This is a genomic window from Lysinibacillus sp. NPDC056185 (assembly GCF_047737915.1).
Lineage (GTDB): Bacteria > Bacillota > Bacilli > Bacillales_A > Planococcaceae > Lysinibacillus.
This window is the reverse complement of sequence record NZ_JBLLLQ010000003.1, coordinates 107952-125520: the sequence shown is the minus strand read 5'-3', so window position 1 is coordinate 125520 and position 17569 is coordinate 107952. Positions and strand designations below refer to the sequence as shown.

The following is a 17569-nucleotide window of genomic DNA, read 5'->3' as shown; positions in this document are numbered from 1 at the left end:
AAAGGGAACAACAACTATGCGATTTACTATCTACAAGAAGTTAGTACTCGGTTTTTTTATTGTTATTTTAGTATTAGTTGGAACAATCGGATTAAATTTTAAACAGCTTAATGCAGTAAACAAAACATATCGTGTGTTACTCGAAGAACAAACAACTAAATCTATTAGTATTCAAGAGCTACGCGCAATTGCTAAACAAGAAATTGTAAATATCAGAGGTTATCTATTACTTGGTAACGAGCAAAATTTTCAAAGTAATACGGCTTCACGTGAAGAATTTAAAAAGAAATATGATGAATTAAAGGCTTCGTTCGATTCTCAAAAATCTATTGAGTTATTAGAGGCAATCAATAAAAGCGAGCAAGATGTCCAACAGTTCGCAGATCGAATGTTTTCATTAAAGGATGCTGGAGAAACAGAGCAATACGAAAAGCTCGATAGTACACAAGGCCGCCTACTTATTAAACAATTCGATAACCGTGTGGCTAACCTTGCTAACTACCAAGATGAATATATAAAAGGACAAATAGCTGCTACATCAAAAGAAATACAATCCATTAAATTTCAAATGATTATTCTTGGCGTTTTTGCCGTCGTCATTAGTCTGATAATTGCTATGGTCATGGGAAGCCTTATCTCCCGCCCTATCAAAGGTATGGCAAAAGCTGCGAAAAAGATCGCTGATGGCGATTTAACAGCTGAGCAAATTCACATTAAAAATCGTGATGAGGTAGGTGATTTAGCAATTGCCTTTAATCAAATGGCGGTAAATTTAAAGGATCTTATTACAAATGTACGTCATAATACTGTACAAGTAAGTGGGTCTGCCGCTGAATTAACTGCAAGCGCTGAACAAACAATCCAAGCGACAGAACAAATCACTTCCTCTATACAAGAAGTTGCAAGTGGCTCCGAGGCCCAAGGAAAAAATGCTACTGAAAGTTCAGCAGCTATGAAAACTATGACAAAAGGCATTCAACAATTGGCTGCGACGACAGCTGCCGTTTCAGAGCTTGCTATAGAAACAAATACTGAAGCTAATAAAGGAAATGAATCGCTACACCGTGTTATTACACAGATGGACACAATTAATTTAGCGGTTTTAGAATCTGCTAGCGTCGTGAAAAATTTAGGAAATCATTCCATTGAAATCGGAAATATTATTGGTCTCATCACAGACATCGCTGAGCAAACAAATTTACTAGCACTGAATGCTGCAATTGAGGCAGCACGTGCAGGGGATCATGGTCGCGGCTTTGCAGTAGTCGCGGATGAAGTAAAGAAGTTAGCGGAGCAATCTAAGCAATCTGCTGAACAAATTGCAAGTCTGATTTCAGATATACAACAGGATACAAACCGTGCCGTAACTGTTATGGATACCGGTACACAAGAGGTAAAAGTCGGTATTCAAGTAGTAAAAGTAGCTGAGGAAGGCTTCTCAAAAATCGTTGAACTGATCGAACAAGTATCCCACCAAATTCAAGAAGCAACAACTGTTTCAGAAGAAATGTCATCAAGCGCTGAGCAAATTTACGCATCCTTCGATGAAATTGCAACAATCGCACAGATGTCCTCTTCAAACCTACAAAATGTAGCTTCTGCTTCTGAGGAACAACTAGCGACTATTGAAGAAGTTGCCGCTTCTGCTGCCACACTATCAAACATGGCCGAGGAATTACAAACACAGGTTTCGCGTTTTAAGGTGGATTAAGGAATTTGGTAAAGTTTCTATAATAGCTAATTATCATAACGTGGGGTTGATTTCCGTTCCGACTAGGCGCTTTCCTGGGGGCGTCCGATGAGCCCCAAGGAGTCGCCTAGCCTCCACTCCAATCAACTTGAATACATTGCATGCATTTTAACAATATTATGCCTCGAAGCACCACGACTATAGTTAAACGTATGAGCTGTTTTCAAAGTATCTACCTGGTAAAATACAGAAAACCATTGATTCTACGAGTGCAAAGTCAGCTCATGAAACAAATATATTTATCCTTTTCTTTTTAAAAACCAAAATAGTATAGCTACTATGAAAAGAACAAATGGTGTGAGTCCAATATATTTAAAAGCATTTACTGCTCCAAAAAAATAATATGCTATAGGCAAAAATGAAATTGTACTAATCAGCATAAAAACCCAAGACTTTTTAAAAATACCTACTATTAATGTAACACCAGAAATGAAAAACGAGAGCTGCCAAAGGAACAAAATTGTGTTAGGATCTACCATATTACCTTCTCCTTTTTAACATCTTCCTATATGAGAACGGACTCTGATTATCCCTAGATGGTATCTATCGATGACATTCATTGTATGTGTACTGGAATCTTCGATCTATGAAGGATTCCCAATACAAGTAGCACAGGAATCTAATCAGTTAAAGCCTCTTCTTTGTACTTTTCATTTAGCACACTTAACATCTTAATTATTGCCGTCTCCTCACTTGATACTTGTAAAGACGCAATCTCACGTACTTTATGTTCACCTACACAAACGCTTTCTTTCGCCTTTGCAAACATGGACGCATCATTCGCATCATTACCAAACGCGACAAATTCACCTTCAGCGATACCTAGCTTCGTCAGGCCACTCCATTTATCTATGCCGTTCGGGCTCATATCTACAATATTTTCGGATGTATGTTCATATAACGAGATTGGTAGTTTTTTTAGCTCATCTACTATTTCTTTGCGTTGCTCTCCAGGAAATAATACAACTTTCACTATAGCCTTCAAATCCTGCAATGACACGTTTTTCGCAAGCTTTAGCGGATCTAAATTTTGATAAATTGGATGTGCCTCACTTCCTGTATATGCATAATCCCAATCACCGTCTATTAAATACAGCAATCGAAATGCTGTAATAATATTTTGAATCTCTTCTACAATTATTGCTTCAAATGCTGTTACTTCAATAATTTCTCCGTTCCGTGCAACAAATGCACCATTTCCCCCAACCATTGAAAACTTTCGCATTGTTTCAGGTAATACTGGTAGTAAATCACGAATCGGACGAGCTGATGCAAAAATGATTTCATGCCCGTTTTCGATGCAAGCTTCTAGAGCATTAGTAATTCCCTCACTTAATGGTTGACCCTTAAAGCAAATTGTACCGTCCAAATCAAATACAAATTTCATTGTCACGCCCTCTTTCTAAACTGTTAATTACCCCTTTATTATTACATAAATACTTACATTTATTGCGAAAAATAATGATTATCGCCAACACGTGGTTGATTTCCGTTCCGACTGGACGCTTTCCCAAGGGCATCCGATGAACCCCTTCGCTGCAGGGTCTCGGGCCAACAGAAGTCTTTTGCGCGAAAGCGTAGTGCTAACGAAGCGTCAGCAAAAGGGTTTCATTCTGTGCGAAAACGTAGTGCAACGAAGTGACAGCAAAAGGGTTTTATCTGCGCGAAAGCGAAGCGGAAGCGGCAACAGCACCGATGTTGGTCACGAAGGCGTATCACAGGACGTGATGGTTTTAGCCTTCGTTCCTCTAAATCGCTAATCACCAAGGAGTCGCCCACCGTAAAGTGATAATAAAGTTATTTAATTTTGATATAAAAATATAAGAGCCTCACTACAATTCATATTGTAGTAAGGCTTTTCAAAGTTGTTTAATTTCTAACCATTTAAATGTGTTTGTACACAAAAATCAATAATAAAGTAGTTTACTTCTTGTTGAACTAACACCCTCGTTTGTTTACGTGTAATATTTCACAATGAATTTATAAAACGTTGATGGATTAACGAGACAAAGTTCTCCTTTTCCACGTCGCTTTTCAAATTTTGGCTTAGCACTAAATCTCCTAGGGTATCGTCAGTTTCGAAAATCCGTTGATTTTGCTGATAGTATTGTAGCATTTTAGGCTACTCTTTACTTAGTTTTTCCATTTTCGATTGGATTTTATATTCCTTTGTCCCAAAGCCTAGTGACGTCTAGCTTGTAAACACTAAATCAATAACTACGTCAAAAATAATCACCCTTCATCAAATCCTAAATTAATTGGCTCTAATGGCAAGTTTTCTTCTTGACCAAGCATATTAGTTGATGTAACAGATAAATCTACTTCTTCAAACTTAAATCCATCAGCCCACACTTTACCTGTTCCTATTAATAGAACACCGAAGTGAATAGAAGCACTTTCTTTTGGTACATCTAATACAATCGAATAGAAGTTCCAGTCCGTTGTACCCTGAATAGGTCTATTATCCATGTTATCAAACTGAATCACATCACCTGTACTATTATCTACTCTACACCAAACTCCACATTTTACAACTTCGTCTGTTTTTAAGAAACAAGACACTTTTATACGTTTTCCTAACCAATATTCTGCTGAAAAACTTTGCATCATTGTCCCGAATTTACCTTCACCTACATCTGTTTTCGAAGACAGTAAACCTGATTTCATGCCCGTATGAAATACTTGTCCATCGGCTTTCATTTCATAGAAAGTTGGGTGTGAACCACTTAAAATCCATCCTTTAATTGTCGTTAAATCACTCATATCTTTTTCCTCCGTCCCTTGAAGTGTTCGCATGATTTTGCGATATTTGCCAGGCGGCATTTTATATAGCTCTTTAAAAGAACGTGTGAATGCTTCTTGTGATTGATAGCGTAACTCAAACGCAATTTGAAGAATCGATTCATCTGAATATAATAAATACATTGCTGCTGTTGCCAATCTTCGTTTTCGAATATATTCACTTATCGTCAATCCAGTTTCTTGTTTGAAAATACGTGATAAATGAAATTTTGAATAGCCGATATGCGATGCATAATCATCTAACTGCCAATCATCTAATAAACACTCTTCTAAAGAACAAATTACATCTTGAGTTACTTCGCTATACATATTGCTCACCTCACTTCCTAATTTTAGAGGATTTATACTATTGTTTTTTGATATTAATTGCTATCTTACTACTCTTTCTATAATTGAGTAAATATTACAGTAAGTGCGATTCAATTTGTTTCACTATGTAACAACTTTACTACTTTATTCAAACTTGATAATCAATCATTATATAGCTTCTGTCGTCATTAATTTAATTAGCTGTTTATAGTAAGTATGGTTTTCTTGAAGTTCCTCATGTTTTCCAGAACCAGTAATCAGACCATCCTCAAACACTAGAATTTGATCCGCATGTGTAATTGTCGATAAGCGATGTGCAATAATAACCGTTGTACGTTCTTTCATTACATGCTCGAATGCCTTTTGTACTTCTCTCTCGGAGTCATTATCAAGGTTAGATGTTGCTTCATCTAATAATAATATCGCTGGCTTTCGAAATAATGCACGTGCTATCGCTATCCGTTGCCTTTGCCCACCTGATAATTTAATGCCTCCCTCCCCTACTTCTGTTTCTAACCCTTTTTCAAATTGTTGAACAAAATCCCATGCATAAGCGTTTTTTAATGCCTCTATAATATCTGCTTCTAAAACGTCGCTTTTGCCATAAGCTACATTATCTCGAATTGTTCCATTCATGAGTGGTGCTTCTTGCGATACATAACCAAATAAACTGCGCCACTGCTTTAAATCAATACTTTCAATAGGCTGTTTTCCAAATCGAATAGTACCATCTGTTACATCATAAAATTGTTCTATTAATGAAAACATTGTGGTCTTTCCTCCCCCACTAGCGCTAACCAATGCGGTTGTTTTTCCTGCTGGAATCGTAAAGGAAATACCTTTTAAAATAGGATTATCATTGTATTGAAATGCAACATTTTCAAAAGCAATCGACTCATTGGAAGACGAAATAGTATTCATCCCATGCCCTTCGATTGGTTCGTTCAAAATTTCTTGTAATCGTTCTGTTGCCCCCATCGCTTTTTGAAGTGCAGTGAAAAATGTTGCCATTTGCGTAAATGGTACAATAATTTGCACAAGGTAAATCATAATCGCTACAAGTTCACCTGCTGAAATCGTACCTGTTGCTACTTTTGCGCCACCATAGCCAAATAATAAAATGAGTATAACCATCATAATGAACGTCATAATCGGTGATAAAACAGCTAAAATTTTCGCTTCTTTCAATCCAAATCGATACAAATGATGAATTTTTTCTTCTCCATTTTGCTGCTCAAAATCTTCTGTTTGCGAAGTTTTCACAAGTCGAATATTCGTTAATACACGCCCCAACTGTCCAGTAAAACTAGCAAGCTCGTCTTGATTTGCTTTCGCGATTTTATGAATACGTTGTCCAAGAGGCAGTGTCAATAAAATTGCTAGCGGAACTGAAATTAGCATCAGTAGTGTCATTTTCCAATCAATGATGATTAATATTGTTACTGCACCAACAATAGCAAATAAACCCGAAATAAAACTAATCAAATGATCTGTAATAAGCTCCTTAATAATATTAGAATCTTGCGTAATTCTGCTCATTGTTTCACCAGATTCATGTGCATCAAAATAAGGAATACGTAACCGTAAAACATGTGCCCATACCGTATTGCGCAAATTAGCCACAATTCTTTCCCCAAGCTTACGCATCATGTAAAACGTTACTCCACTCAGTACAGCTTGGAAAATCAGAAATGTACCTACTAATAAAATCGACTGCAATGAAAAGCCAATCGTTGAAAAATCATTAATCATTCTCATCGTAACTAAGGGAACAGCCAACCCGATAAGTGTTTCAACGATACTTAGTAAAAGAGTACCTATCGTGAGTGGCTTCGACAATCGACTACTATTAACAAGCTGCCAAATTCCTCTTACAGAATTATTCATCATCCACACCTCCATGCATCCCAAGTCTTTCAGCCTGCGAAATCAACCACTCTTCCTCTTCCTTTGTAAAGGGTGAAGGAAATAACCATTCATTTAGTTGAATATCCTCATCTTCCTTTAATACTTCTACTAACTCTTCTACTATATCTTGTGGAATTAGTGAGAAAAACTGCTCGATTAACGATTTCAAATATTCGTCTTGAGTCGGTTGAATGTAAGCCTGCTTCAACTGATTTGCTAAATCTATGTATGTTTGATTTAATTCAATAATATTCATTCCGAAAAAGTCAAATAGGCGCTCTACCAACTCATCAGGTAATATACTTCGTAAATAATTCTTTTGTTCATCCTCTTTTAGTAAGTTAAAAATCACCGTTAAAAAAATTGATGTATCAATTATTTCACTTTGTTTTCCTATTTCAATCGCATGATCCAAGCTCGCAATAACACGATCAATTTGGTTTCGCCTCTTCTCTAGTTGTAGTTTTTGAAACATTAATGATTCTATTAGCTGCTGTTCCCCATTCCGTAAAAAATCTTCAATCTCCTCCAATGAGTAATCTAAATATTTTAATGTTACTATTTTTTGAATTGTTTCAATGTTACCGTCATTGTAATAACGATGACCCGAATCTGAAATAAAACATGGTTCTAGCAATCCCTTTTCACTATAAAATCGTAACGCTCGTACCGTTAGCCCCGTCTTCTTCGCAAATTGACCAATTGAATACATATTTTCATCTCCCTTTTCTTCAGTATAAAATCTACCGTTACGTCAGATGCAACTACTTTAATTCACTTTACAAAAAAAATAAATGACCCTCCATTAAGACTGAAAAGAAATAATTTTTAGAATATTGTTGACATTATTGAGATATCGAAGTATGATTGCTTTCAACAACACATTGTAGGCCAAGATTGGAAATAGTAGAAATGCAAGTGTACTTGTAGAGAGTCGGTGGTTGGTGCAAACCGATAGGCACACATTTTGAACTCGTCCATGAGCCACTCCCTGAACTTTAAGTAAGGGACGTCGGTTTCCTCCGTTAACGGGATAGACAGTGATGGCTGTCGATAAGGGGACTTTTTCTGTCATGAGAAAGTCAATTAGAGTGGTACCGCGAGCATAAACTCGTCTCTATATTTTTATATAGAGGCGGGTTTTTTTGTTTTTATTTTATTGGCCTAGGTGTGGATTTCGTCTCTATTGTGCAAGGCTGAGACATTATCAATATAATGACAACTACTACAAAAGGAGTGTTTGAAAATGGGAAGAAAAATTTGGGTGTTTGATACAACTTTACGTGACGGCGAGCAAGTGCCTGGTGCAAAACTGAATTTATACGAAAAAGTAGAGATTGCACAGCAACTCAAAAAATTAGGCGTCGATATTATCGAGGCTGGTTTCCCGGCTTCATCACAAGGGGATTTTGATGCAGTTAAAGCTGTCGCACAAAAAGTTGGTCATACAAATGACATTATGATTACTGCTTTAGCACGTGCTGTACAGGCAGATATTGATGCTGTTTATAACGCTGTAAAATACGCTGAAAATCCGATGATTCATATGGTGCTTGGTACTTCTGATATTCATGTTGAGAAAAAATTTAGCAAATCCAAGGATCAAATTCTACAAATTGGCGTTGATGCAGTAAAATATGCGAAAACTCTTCTACCACAAGTCCAATATTCAACAGAAGACGCATCTCGCTCTGATTTTGAGTATCTTTGGAAGACCATTGAAGCTGTGATGAAGGCTGGCGCAACAATGATTAATGTACCTGACACAGTAGGCTTTGCAGAACCAGAAGAGTTTGGAGCGATGATTTATAAACTAAATGATCGTATGAAAAACTTAGACGATAGCGTTTTGTTAAGTGTTCATTGCCACAATGATCTTGGTATGGCAACTGCTAACACGCTTGCTGCGATTAAAAACGGCGCAGATAAAGTAGAATGTACGATTAACGGCATTGGTGAACGCGCAGGAAATGCAGCATTAGAAGAAGTCGTTATGGCGTTGAAAACACGCGGCTCTGTTTACAATGCTGAGACCCGTATTAACACAAAAGAAATTATGAATACGTCTCGTCTCGTTTCAAGCTTTATGGGCTTAGACGTACAAGTAAACAAAGCGATTACTGGGGATAATGCTTTTGCCCATTCATCTGGTATTCATCAAGATGGCCTTCTTAAATCTCGTGATGCCTATGAAATTGTCCATCCAGAAGATGTAGGTCTAGACGATATGGAGTTAGTCCTAACAGCTCGCTCTGGGCGTCACGCGGTGAAAAACGCCCTTGAAAAACTGGGCTTTTCAAATCTTTCAGCGGAGGAATTCGAAGGAATATTCGAAGGTTTCTTGAAGTTAGCAGATGCAAAGAAAGAAGTTTACGATCACGATTTATATGTTATTGTTGAAAGCTATTATGAAAAACATGACGCAAACAATGCCAATGCCACTCATTACAGTGATCAGTTCTTCGACTTCGATGATCTACAAGTCGTCAGCAACGCAAGCTTCCCTTCAGCAAGCGTGAAAGTACGTAAAGGTGGCGAAGTATTTAAAGCAAGTGCAGTTGGCTCAGGTCCAATTGATGCCCTATATTCAGCCATCGCAGAAATTACAAACATGGATGTGAAACTTGTAGAATATAATATCAATAGCGTTTCTCGTGGTAAAGAAGCGCTTGGAAAAGTAAAAATTACAATCGAGTATGAAGGTGAAAAATATATCGCAAAAGCTGCAGATACAGATATTTTAAAAGCGAGTGCGCTAGCTTATATTAATGCGATCAATAGTATTGTTGTTGCTAAATTAACGCCTGTTATGAATTAAATAGTTGAAAGCAGTATGACACTATTGAGTCATACTGCTTTATTTTTCCTATCGACTACCCTCTACTAACTTTCGATATTCCTCTTCAATCAATTCAACATCAAGACGTTCAAACAGTGGTGTCACTTCGCTAATGCTTACTGGTAAGTCCACTTGCTCATGCCACATCACTTCATTGATTCCTAACATTTTTCTCACCTTCTCAGCTGAAAACGGTAAAAATGGATGTAATAGCTGTCCAAGGTTAGCGATGATATAAACACATGTTGCCAGTGTTCGATTTCCAGCTTCAACATTCTCTTTCACCTGTAGCCATGGCTGCTGCTCGTCAAAATAGCGATTAGCCGCACGAATATATTCAAAAACAGCCTCTAATGCTTGCTTAAAATGACCCGCTTCTATATGATTCCCAACATCATTAAACAGCTGAATCGTGTGTTTTCGAATGGTATTATCTACTTCGGCATGAGGCACTTTACTACTAAACGATTTTTCTAAAAACTTCAATGTTCGATTGACAAAATTACCATAAGCGCCAAGTAATTCGCCATTATGGCTATAAATAAATTCTCGCCAAGAGAAATCCGTATCGCGATTTTCTGGCGCATTCATTGTTAAAAAATATCGAATGGAATCTGCATCGTATCGACTCAAAATATACGGCACCCATACCGCCCAGTTTTGGCTCGTCGATAATTTTCGTTTTTCTAATGTTAAATATTCGTTCGATACAATATGTGTAGGTAAGGCCTTTGCCCCTATCCCCATAAGAATGGCTGGCCATATAACTGTATGGAACGGGATATTATCTTTACCATGCACATAATACGAAATTGTTTCTTTATTCCACAAATCTTCAATCGCTATTTGATGTTGCTTCGCCCATTCAATACTCGCTGTTAAGTAACCTGCTACTGCTTCAATCCACACATATATTTTTTTGCCTTCAAAACCTGGTACCGGCACATCGATACCATTTGGCAAATCCCTCGTTACAGCACGGTCAGGGACCCCTTCTGCCAAATAACGTTCTGTTAAACCTAAAGCATTGTCTCGCCAGCGTTTTTCCGCCTTTGCCCCCGCTAAATAAGTCTCCAACCTCCCTTGAAACTGACTAAAAGCAAAATAAAAATGTTCTGTCTCCCTGATAACTGGTTTATTTCCACAAATTTTACAGCTCTTATCAATTAAATCAAGCGGGTCTAAAATGGTTGAGCAATTATCACATTGGTCACCACGCGCCTTCGCACCACAGTTTGGACAAATCCCCTCTACAAATCGATCAGGCAGAAACTGCTTGTCCGTTTCACAATAGGCTTGTTCAATTTTCTTTTTGTATAAAAAATTGTTCGCTAGTAGCTGTAAAAAAATCGTTTGAACAGATTCATGATGGTGCTGCGCATCTGTTCGCGTATACAAATCATAAGTAAATCCTAAATCATTGAAGCATCTTGTAAATTCCTCGTGATAATGATTAGCAATTGCTTCCGTTGTCGTGTTTTCCTGTGCAGCCCGAATAGAAATCGGCGTGCCATTACAGTCACTTCCCGAAACATATAAAACCTTCTCGCCCTTTTGTCGGTAATATCTAGCCAAAATATCACCTGGTAATAATGCGGCAACATGCCCTAAATGCAAAGAACCATTTGCATATGGCCACGCGCCTCCAATAACAATTGTCATCCTAAGTTGCTCCCCTCTAAAATCTGTAAAAAAGTGTATAAAAAAACGCCCTAATCAAAAATTGATTAGGACGAGTATACCCGTGTTACCACCTATATTTACAAATAGCTCACACTATTTGCCTCCATCAGTGCGTCTCATTTCAAATTTCAATGAGAGATACTGCCGCTGTTATAACGAGTGCCCATCTCGTCGTAATCTACTCGCAAACTTGCTTTCGGTACGAAGCTCAAAGGTCATTTTCAAAAGGGATCATTTACCTCATTTCCACCAACAGAGGCTCTCTATATAATGCTTCTCCAATTTACTTTTCCTTATCAATGCTTTTACTATAGATTTCCACCCATTTTACTCTTTCTTCTTTTAAATTGCAATGCATGTCGATAAATATCTGAAAATTCCCGATAAGACAAAAAAGTTGGGTGATAAATCAGAGAATGTAGTCGATAAAATTTTATCCTAGCTTTAAATCAAGTAGCTCATTTAAATCATCGATGACTATGTCTGCTTTCTGTAATTCTGTGTCCTGCGCAAAGTCGAAACGAACACCAACAGAGAGTAACTGATTGTCATGGGCTGCTTGAATATCAGAAGAACGATCTCCTACAACTGCTCCGCGTTCAATGGCATTTTCCTCGATGACCTTTTTCACTAAATCAGATTTATGACCGCTCGAAATGGACTGAATACTATATGTATCTTTGATAAAACGTTGTAATTGATAGGTTTCTACTATTGCTTGTAAATACTCTGTTTGCCCATTACTGGCAATGAATAAATTATAGTTTTCTGCCAACGTAGCAAGTGTTTGCTCTGCATTTGGATACAATGCGCCCTGGCGATTACGTATTTGTTCAATAAGCTTAACATGGAATAATGCGTTGCTTTCTTCACGTGTCTCTAGCGTGTGCATAGGACATAACGTTGCCCAGACAACAGGTAATGGGACCCCCATAATTTCACGGTATTTCTCTATTGGTGTTTCTCCCTGCCACAAGCCCTTTGCACGTAGCACATCGAACGTTGCCGACAGTGCTGGCTCTAATATTAGATTTGTTTGAAATAAAGTACCATCCATATCAAAAATAATAGCTTTTTTCATAAAATCACCCCTTCTACTATTATTACGTTTTCATTAGAAGGAGTGTTGCAACCATTAGACATCAAAAAACTCCATATGCATTTTTTCCTTCTTATAGTAGTCCAATCGGTCCTGTAAAGTCCCTGTATGAAATTCGAATTTATGACCATCTGGATCCGTGAAGTAAATCGATTTTTTATCTCGTGCATCTCTTTGTCTGCCTTCCAGAATGTTGACATTATGATGGACTAGCTTTTCATACATTTTGTCAAAATCGTCCTCCTGGATAGAAAACGCTATATGTGTATAGGATTGATGTATGTCATTGCGTGGGATATCCTTTTCTACATTCAGGGCAAGCCACAGCCCATTTACATCTAAATAGGCTGTAGTTCTACCCTTCACTAATAATTTTGCGTCAAAAACCTTTTCATAAAATGCGATGGATTCCTCTAAATTTGAAACTGAAAATAATAAATGATTTATGTTTTGGATTGTCATGCGTGTGCCCTCAACTTTGAAACTGCTGATAAAAGTGTGATTCTCGCTGATAACCGTTCATCCTCATATCAAGTTTCGTTTAATTTTATTTTTTACCTTTCTTCCCCTTCGCAATTTGCTTTGATTTACGTTGCTCATTTAGTTTTGCCTGTGCATTTGCTTTTCGTTCGATAAAAGCAAGCTCTCTTTGCAATTTAAAGTAGCTTTGGAGACGTGATTGTTCAAGCACACCATCTGTAATGGCTTGCTGTACAGCACAATGTGGTTCCTTCTTATGTGTACAATCCCTGTAACGACAGGCAGCAGAAAGTTCCTCAATATCCTGAAAACTAGAGGATAAGCTATCGCTTTGATCCCATAATTGTAGCTCTCGCATTCCAGGCGTATCAATTAAACATCCGCCACCTTGCAATAGAACTAACTCACGATGTGTTGTTGTATGGCGCCCCTTCGCATCATCTTCACGAATATCCGAAACCTTCATAAGTTCCTCAGCACTAAGAGCATTTGTTAAAGTGGATTTCCCTGCGCCAGAAGAGCCAAGCAATGCTCCTGTCACACCTTCCGTAAATAGCGCACGAATATCCTCTATGCCCTCGCCTGACAAAGCACTAGTTACAAAAACATCCACACCAAACGCTACAGACTCAACCTCACGTATTTTACTAGAAATATCTTCACAGAGATCAGCCTTCGTCAATATAACGATTGGTTTCGCACCCGAATCCCACGCAGCTACTAAATAGCGTTCTAAACGACGAATATTAAAGTCTGCATTTAAGCTCATAACGAGAAGTACGATATCAACGTTCGATGCTACAATCTGCTCTTGTATTTCCAGCCCCGCGGCCTTGCGGGAAAAAACTGATTTTCGTGTAAACAATTTATGAATAATCGCCTTTTCCTCACCCGGCATTTTCTCCACTAGCACCCAATCCCCTACCGCAGGGAAATCTTCACGTGCTAATGATGTATACGCGTAATGTCCAGCAATCGTGGCTAGCCACTCTCCTTCTTCTGCCAGCACACGATAGGAATGCTTATGCTCTAAAGTAACCCTAGCCGGCACACAATTCGTCAGCTTAGCCTCCTGTTTAAATCCAGTCATTTGCTCTTCAAAATATGTTGAAAATCCTAAAGTTGTTAAATTCAATTTGTTTTCCTCCTAAATGTGAATATCCTTTGTAATCAATTGATAATAAACAAAAAAACCTTGTCTCTGCGCAATTCGGCAGTTACAAGGTTCACAGGCACATTTAAGAGAATATACAAATCACCACAATTGTGAATTAAATACACTACGTGGTCAATTTATATATTTTAGGCGTGTGAAACTGAACAAACCGAATTGCAGTTCGTTAAAAACGGATCTATTCATCATGTCACATCACCTACTTCCGATTTAGTTGTTCTCAATGTAGCAAAATATTCTTAAATTGTCAATTAAATTCTAACAAGCATGTATCCCCTCCCCTCCTGCATACAATAAACCAGTCCACTATTTATGAAGGAGATGTTGAATTGTCAAAAATCATTTCTATCAGTACATACCAACCACCGTACACATTACAACAGACAAATGCCGAGGAGCTAACAAAGGAGCTTTTCCATGCAAAAATCCCTAAATTAGAACGCTACTTAAAAGTTTTTGAGAATGGTGGTATTGCAACACGCCATTTTTGTGTACCGCCTGAATGGCATCGTACTGATCATTCCTTTGAAGAACGTAACGATTTATATATTGAACTAGCTACACAATATAGCGTTGATGTCATTCAAGCCTGTTTACAAAATGAAGCGTTTTTACAATCACCGGTTTCTCCTAAAGACATTGATGCCATTATTTTTGTAAGTAGCACTGGTATTTCCACACCAAGTATTGATGCACGAGTTATGAATAAACTTCCTTTTTCAGACAGACTTAAACGTATTCCACTTTGGGGACTTGGCTGTGCTGGTGGTGCGGCCGGTGTTAGTAGAGCCTATGATTTTTGTCGTGCCCATCCAGAAGCAAAAGTTCTTGTCGTTTGTGTTGAGCTTTGTAGTCTAACCTTTCAGCCAAATGATTTTTCAAAAAGCAATTTAATTGGTGCCTCTCTTTTTGCAGATGGAGCCGCATGTATACTCGTCTGTGGAGATGAAGTGAATATCGAAGTAAAGAAACCACTACCTGCTATTATCGGGACTGGCTCTAAATGGATGCCCGATTCAGAAAATGTTATGGGCTGGAATATTAAAAACAATGGACTCCATGTCGTTTTTCAGAAAAGTATTCCTGCCATAATCACCAATTGGCTCGGCCCATTCATTGAGCAATTTTTGTTGGAACACGAACTATACAGTGAACAGCTTAACCATTTCATTGCACATCCTGGCGGTAAAAAAGTGTTAAAAGCTTATGAAGATACTCTGTATTTAGCTTCCAAAAAAACCGATATTTCTCGGGAAATATTGAAATTTCATGGAAATATGTCATCTCCTACGGTGCTATATGTATTGGAGCAATTTATGTTAAACGAAGGACAAGTAGAGGATACTGGTTTGCTCGTCGCTCTCGGCCCTGGCTTCTGTGCTGAAGCTGTATTACTTAAATGGAGGGAGTAGCATGATTATTTATATTATTTTGATCCTCGTCATTCTACAAAGATTGACAGAAGTTTTCATTGCAAAACGCAATGAAAGATGGATGCTTTCACAAGGGGCATATGAAGTTGGTTCTTCTCATTATCCATATATGGTTTCTTTGCACACCGGTTTCTTCCTATTTTTAATTATTGAAGTCATTACTAATCATAAAAGTTTATCGCCTCTATTTCCGTTATTATTCTTATTATTTATTGCCGTTCAAATATTACGCATTTGGTGTATCCGTTCATTAGGGTCTTTTTGGAACACAAAAATACTCATATTGCCGGATGCAAAAGTTGTACGGAAAGGTCCTTACACATTTATGCGTCATCCAAATTACGCTGTAGTTTGCTTAGAAATTATTCTACTGCCATTAATGTTTCAAGCATATTTCACAGCATTTTGCTTTACACTCTTAAATGTAACAATGCTGTCTGTGCGCATTCCAATTGAGGAAAAAGCTTTGCGAGATGCTACAAATTATAATCATGTATTTCAAAAGAAGATTTCGGAATCCTAATTTATTAAAAGTCAATAACTAATTCGTTTAAGTTGTTATCTTAGTTAATTTATTAGAATGTTGCACATTTTAATGACTCTTTTAAGACGGCATCCATCTATATGATGTCGTCCTGTTCATTCCTATACTTGCAGTTTTATAGAAAAGATTGATTAAAATCATCTCCCCTCTAGAGATTTCTTAGTTGAGGGATGGGGAGTTTTAGGTTTTATCCTTTTAGATAAAGCTCAAATAATTAGTGATACCCAATTAAGTAGTTATACCGTTTTCCCCTGGTTTAACGTTCCAAGATGTTTCTGAATGACTATTATATTATGATATGTAGAGAACCCTGTAGCTCATCGGAGAATTTGCGATAAGCTACAGGGTTCCTTTATTTTACGAGAAATTTTTTAATATATTTAATTACTCTGTAATCAGTATCGCCGCTGGGGTGTTAAGCGAGCCAGCTGTAGAAGTATAGACTGGATGTGTAACACTAGTTCCTTTAGGTACAGTAAATGTAGCAATCCGAACACCTTGGGTATTGGAAGACAGTGTAGGAATACCTTGAGTTGTACCGTTGTTCCAACGTACAGCACCGCCGTATGGACCTCCACGACCTGTCAAATATACCTTTAATGTCTTATCGGCTTGAGTTGGGTTTTTGAAAGTGATATTCGCCTTGTAAATAACACCATAATGCCCCTTATTAGTTGCTACAGCATCACCAGGCGAATAGCTAGTGTCTTTAGTCATTAAGTTGTCATTATCTCCATTATTTATGGAGAAACTTTTATTGCCGTCTCCGACAGTATATAGAGCAGCAGAGCCACCTGAAGTACCAAAGCCGTCGATATTGGAAAAGTTCCAAGAACCACGCGGATGAGTCCCAACTGGTGACACAACTGCATTTTGATTACTACGAAGATCGGCAGTAGTACTTTTAGCAGCTACTGTTCTGACTTTATAAGACATTGCAGAACTAGACGATAAAGTAAACTCAATAATTCCACCTACCAAATAACCATTTGGTACTTTCCATTCTTTAACTAATCCAACTTTCCCCGCTGCAATGGAACTATCAACCGGAGAACTAGGAGTTAATGTATTCCCGAGTAAAGCTTTTGCGGCACATTTCCCATGAGCTACAAAGCCGGTAATAGTATCGATACAGTCTTTAACACCAGAGACTTTATAAGTACTGCCACTTGAACCATTACCAATGGTAACACCGAACTTGATAGTCGCACCCGTGTTATTTAGATGCCAAACAAACATCCGATAAGTTACACTCAATAATCCAGGTGCAGTATCTGCCCAAAGCGTTGCATAACCATTAGTAAATGGAACAGAGCTACTAATAGTCTCTGGATTATCAGACAAGAAAAAACGTTGATTATTACTTGCTTTACCGTATAACTTTAAAGATGGTACAACATTTGGGATTGTCACAGCAGTTAAATCAGATTGAGAACATGAAGCCATTATTATTTCCTCCTAAAAGTTATTTGAGATGTGAGACTAGTGGATGTCGTTGATTAAGGTTATCCACGAACCATGTTATCAACGATTTTTCGCTCTCATATA

The 17569-nt window shown here is 37.8% G+C and carries 14 protein-coding genes and 2 other annotated features; of the genes, 4 read left to right on the top strand and 10 right to left on the bottom strand.

Annotated elements, in window-relative coordinates; genetic code table 11:
- Nucleotides 1-16 precede the first annotated feature (16 nt).
- On the top strand, nt 17-1711 hold the full coding sequence (locus tag ACMZ42_RS04675) for a methyl-accepting chemotaxis protein (protein WP_415730769.1): 1695 nt from the start codon (nt 17-19) through the stop codon (nt 1709-1711).
- 278 nt (nt 1712-1989) lie between these two features.
- Here the strand turns inward: ACMZ42_RS04675 and ACMZ42_RS04670 are convergent, their stop codons facing one another.
- The 5 genes from ACMZ42_RS04670 to ACMZ42_RS04650 all read right to left on the bottom strand — a co-directional run bounded on the left by ACMZ42_RS04670 (nt 1990) and on the right by ACMZ42_RS04650 (nt 7481).
- Complete coding sequence (locus tag ACMZ42_RS04670) at nt 1990-2229, bottom strand: hypothetical protein (RefSeq protein WP_415730768.1); 240 nt, start codon at nt 2227-2229, stop codon at nt 1990-1992.
- 140 nt (nt 2230-2369) lie between these two features.
- Nucleotides 2370-3137, bottom strand: a complete 768-nt coding sequence (locus ACMZ42_RS04665; RefSeq protein ID WP_415730767.1) for an HAD-IIB family hydrolase — start codon at nt 3135-3137, stop codon at nt 2370-2372.
- Between the two features lie 845 nt (nt 3138-3982).
- Nucleotides 3983-4861 (bottom strand): helix-turn-helix transcriptional regulator, encoded by an 879-nt coding sequence (locus ACMZ42_RS04660; protein ID WP_415730766.1) that lies wholly within the window; start codon nt 4859-4861, stop codon nt 3983-3985.
- 168 nt (nt 4862-5029) lie between these two features.
- Nucleotides 5030-6748, bottom strand: coding sequence for an ABC transporter ATP-binding protein (locus ACMZ42_RS04655; protein WP_415730765.1), 1719 nt, complete (start codon nt 6746-6748; stop codon nt 5030-5032).
- Nucleotides 6741-7481, bottom strand: coding sequence for a MerR family transcriptional regulator (locus ACMZ42_RS04650; RefSeq protein WP_415730764.1), 741 nt, complete (start codon nt 7479-7481; stop codon nt 6741-6743). Before ACMZ42_RS04650 ends, ACMZ42_RS04655 begins: the two co-directional genes overlap by 8 nt.
- Nucleotides 7482-7653: 172 nt before the next feature.
- Nucleotides 7654-7891, top strand: a binding site (T-box leader).
- 124 nt (nt 7892-8015) lie between these two features.
- Here ACMZ42_RS04650 and ACMZ42_RS04645 point away from each other — a divergent pair.
- The gene (locus ACMZ42_RS04645; protein WP_415730763.1) at nt 8016-9587 is read left to right on the top strand and encodes a 2-isopropylmalate synthase; all 1572 of its coding nucleotides are present in this window, start codon (nt 8016-8018) and stop codon (nt 9585-9587) included.
- 48 nt (nt 9588-9635) lie between these two features.
- On the opposite strand, the gene metG is transcribed toward ACMZ42_RS04645, so the two are convergent.
- The 4 genes from metG to rsgA form a co-directional block, all read right to left on the bottom strand.
- Nucleotides 9636-11270: a methionine--tRNA ligase gene (gene metG, locus ACMZ42_RS04640; RefSeq protein WP_415730762.1), complete on the bottom strand. Its 1635-nt coding sequence runs from the start codon at nt 11268-11270 to the stop codon at nt 9636-9638.
- 63 nt (nt 11271-11333) lie between these two features.
- Nucleotides 11334-11600, bottom strand: a binding site (T-box leader).
- A gap of 124 nt (nt 11601-11724) precedes the next feature.
- Nucleotides 11725-12372, bottom strand: coding sequence for an NIF family HAD-type phosphatase (locus tag ACMZ42_RS04635; RefSeq protein WP_370077104.1), 648 nt, complete (start codon nt 12370-12372; stop codon nt 11725-11727).
- Nucleotides 12373-12426: 54 nt separating this feature from the next.
- Nucleotides 12427-12852, bottom strand: a complete 426-nt coding sequence (gene fosM, locus ACMZ42_RS04630) for a FosM family fosfomycin resistance protein (protein WP_415730761.1) — start codon at nt 12850-12852, stop codon at nt 12427-12429.
- An 85-nt stretch (nt 12853-12937) separates the two neighbouring features.
- On the bottom strand, nt 12938-14005 hold the full coding sequence (gene rsgA, locus ACMZ42_RS04625) for a ribosome small subunit-dependent GTPase A (RefSeq protein WP_415730760.1): 1068 nt from the start codon (nt 14003-14005) through the stop codon (nt 12938-12940).
- Between the two features lie 368 nt (nt 14006-14373).
- Here rsgA and ACMZ42_RS04620 point away from each other — a divergent pair, with 368 nt between their 5' ends.
- Together ACMZ42_RS04620 and ACMZ42_RS04615 are read left to right on the top strand one after the other, a co-directional pair.
- Nucleotides 14374-15456, top strand: a complete 1083-nt coding sequence (locus ACMZ42_RS04620) for a type III polyketide synthase (RefSeq protein WP_415730759.1) — start codon at nt 14374-14376, stop codon at nt 15454-15456.
- A 1-nt stretch (nt 15457) separates the two neighbouring features.
- Nucleotides 15458-16000: an isoprenylcysteine carboxyl methyltransferase family protein gene (locus ACMZ42_RS04615; RefSeq protein ID WP_415730758.1), complete on the top strand. Its 543-nt coding sequence runs from the start codon at nt 15458-15460 to the stop codon at nt 15998-16000.
- A gap of 405 nt (nt 16001-16405) precedes the next feature.
- Here ACMZ42_RS04615 and ACMZ42_RS04610 read toward each other — a convergent pair whose 3' ends face one another.
- Entirely contained in the window at nt 16406-17467 is a 1062-nt protein-coding gene (locus tag ACMZ42_RS04610; protein ID WP_370077113.1) for a hypothetical protein, read from the bottom strand.
- Between the last annotated feature and the right edge of the window lie 102 nt (nt 17468-17569).

Excerpts from the sequence above, each read along its gene's own strand:
- ACMZ42_RS04610 (WP_370077113.1), bottom strand. The coding sequence starts at position 17,467 with ATGGCTTCATGTTCTCAATCTGATTTAACTGCTGTGACAATCCCAAAT.
- ACMZ42_RS04645 (WP_415730763.1), top strand. The coding sequence starts at position 8,016 with ATGGGAAGAAAAATTTGGGTGTTTGATACAACTTTACGTGACGGCGAG.
- fosM (WP_415730761.1), bottom strand. The coding sequence starts at position 12,852 with ATGACAATCCAAAACATAAATCATTTATTATTTTCAGTTTCAAATTTA.
- ACMZ42_RS04665 (WP_415730767.1), bottom strand. The coding sequence starts at position 3,137 with ATGAAATTTGTATTTGATTTGGACGGTACAATTTGCTTTAAGGGTCAA.
- ACMZ42_RS04670 (WP_415730768.1), bottom strand. The coding sequence starts at position 2,229 with ATGGTAGATCCTAACACAATTTTGTTCCTTTGGCAGCTCTCGTTTTTC.
- ACMZ42_RS04615 (WP_415730758.1), top strand. The coding sequence starts at position 15,458 with ATGATTATTTATATTATTTTGATCCTCGTCATTCTACAAAGATTGACA.
- ACMZ42_RS04660 (WP_415730766.1), bottom strand. The coding sequence starts at position 4,861 with ATGTATAGCGAAGTAACTCAAGATGTAATTTGTTCTTTAGAAGAGTGT.
- ACMZ42_RS04635 (WP_370077104.1), bottom strand. The coding sequence starts at position 12,372 with ATGAAAAAAGCTATTATTTTTGATATGGATGGTACTTTATTTCAAACA.
- ACMZ42_RS04655 (WP_415730765.1), bottom strand. The coding sequence starts at position 6,748 with ATGAATAATTCTGTAAGAGGAATTTGGCAGCTTGTTAATAGTAGTCGA.
- metG (WP_415730762.1), bottom strand. The coding sequence starts at position 11,270 with ATGACAATTGTTATTGGAGGCGCGTGGCCATATGCAAATGGTTCTTTG.
- ACMZ42_RS04675 (WP_415730769.1), top strand. The coding sequence starts at position 17 with ATGCGATTTACTATCTACAAGAAGTTAGTACTCGGTTTTTTTATTGTT.
- ACMZ42_RS04650 (WP_415730764.1), bottom strand. The coding sequence starts at position 7,481 with ATGTATTCAATTGGTCAATTTGCGAAGAAGACGGGGCTAACGGTACGA.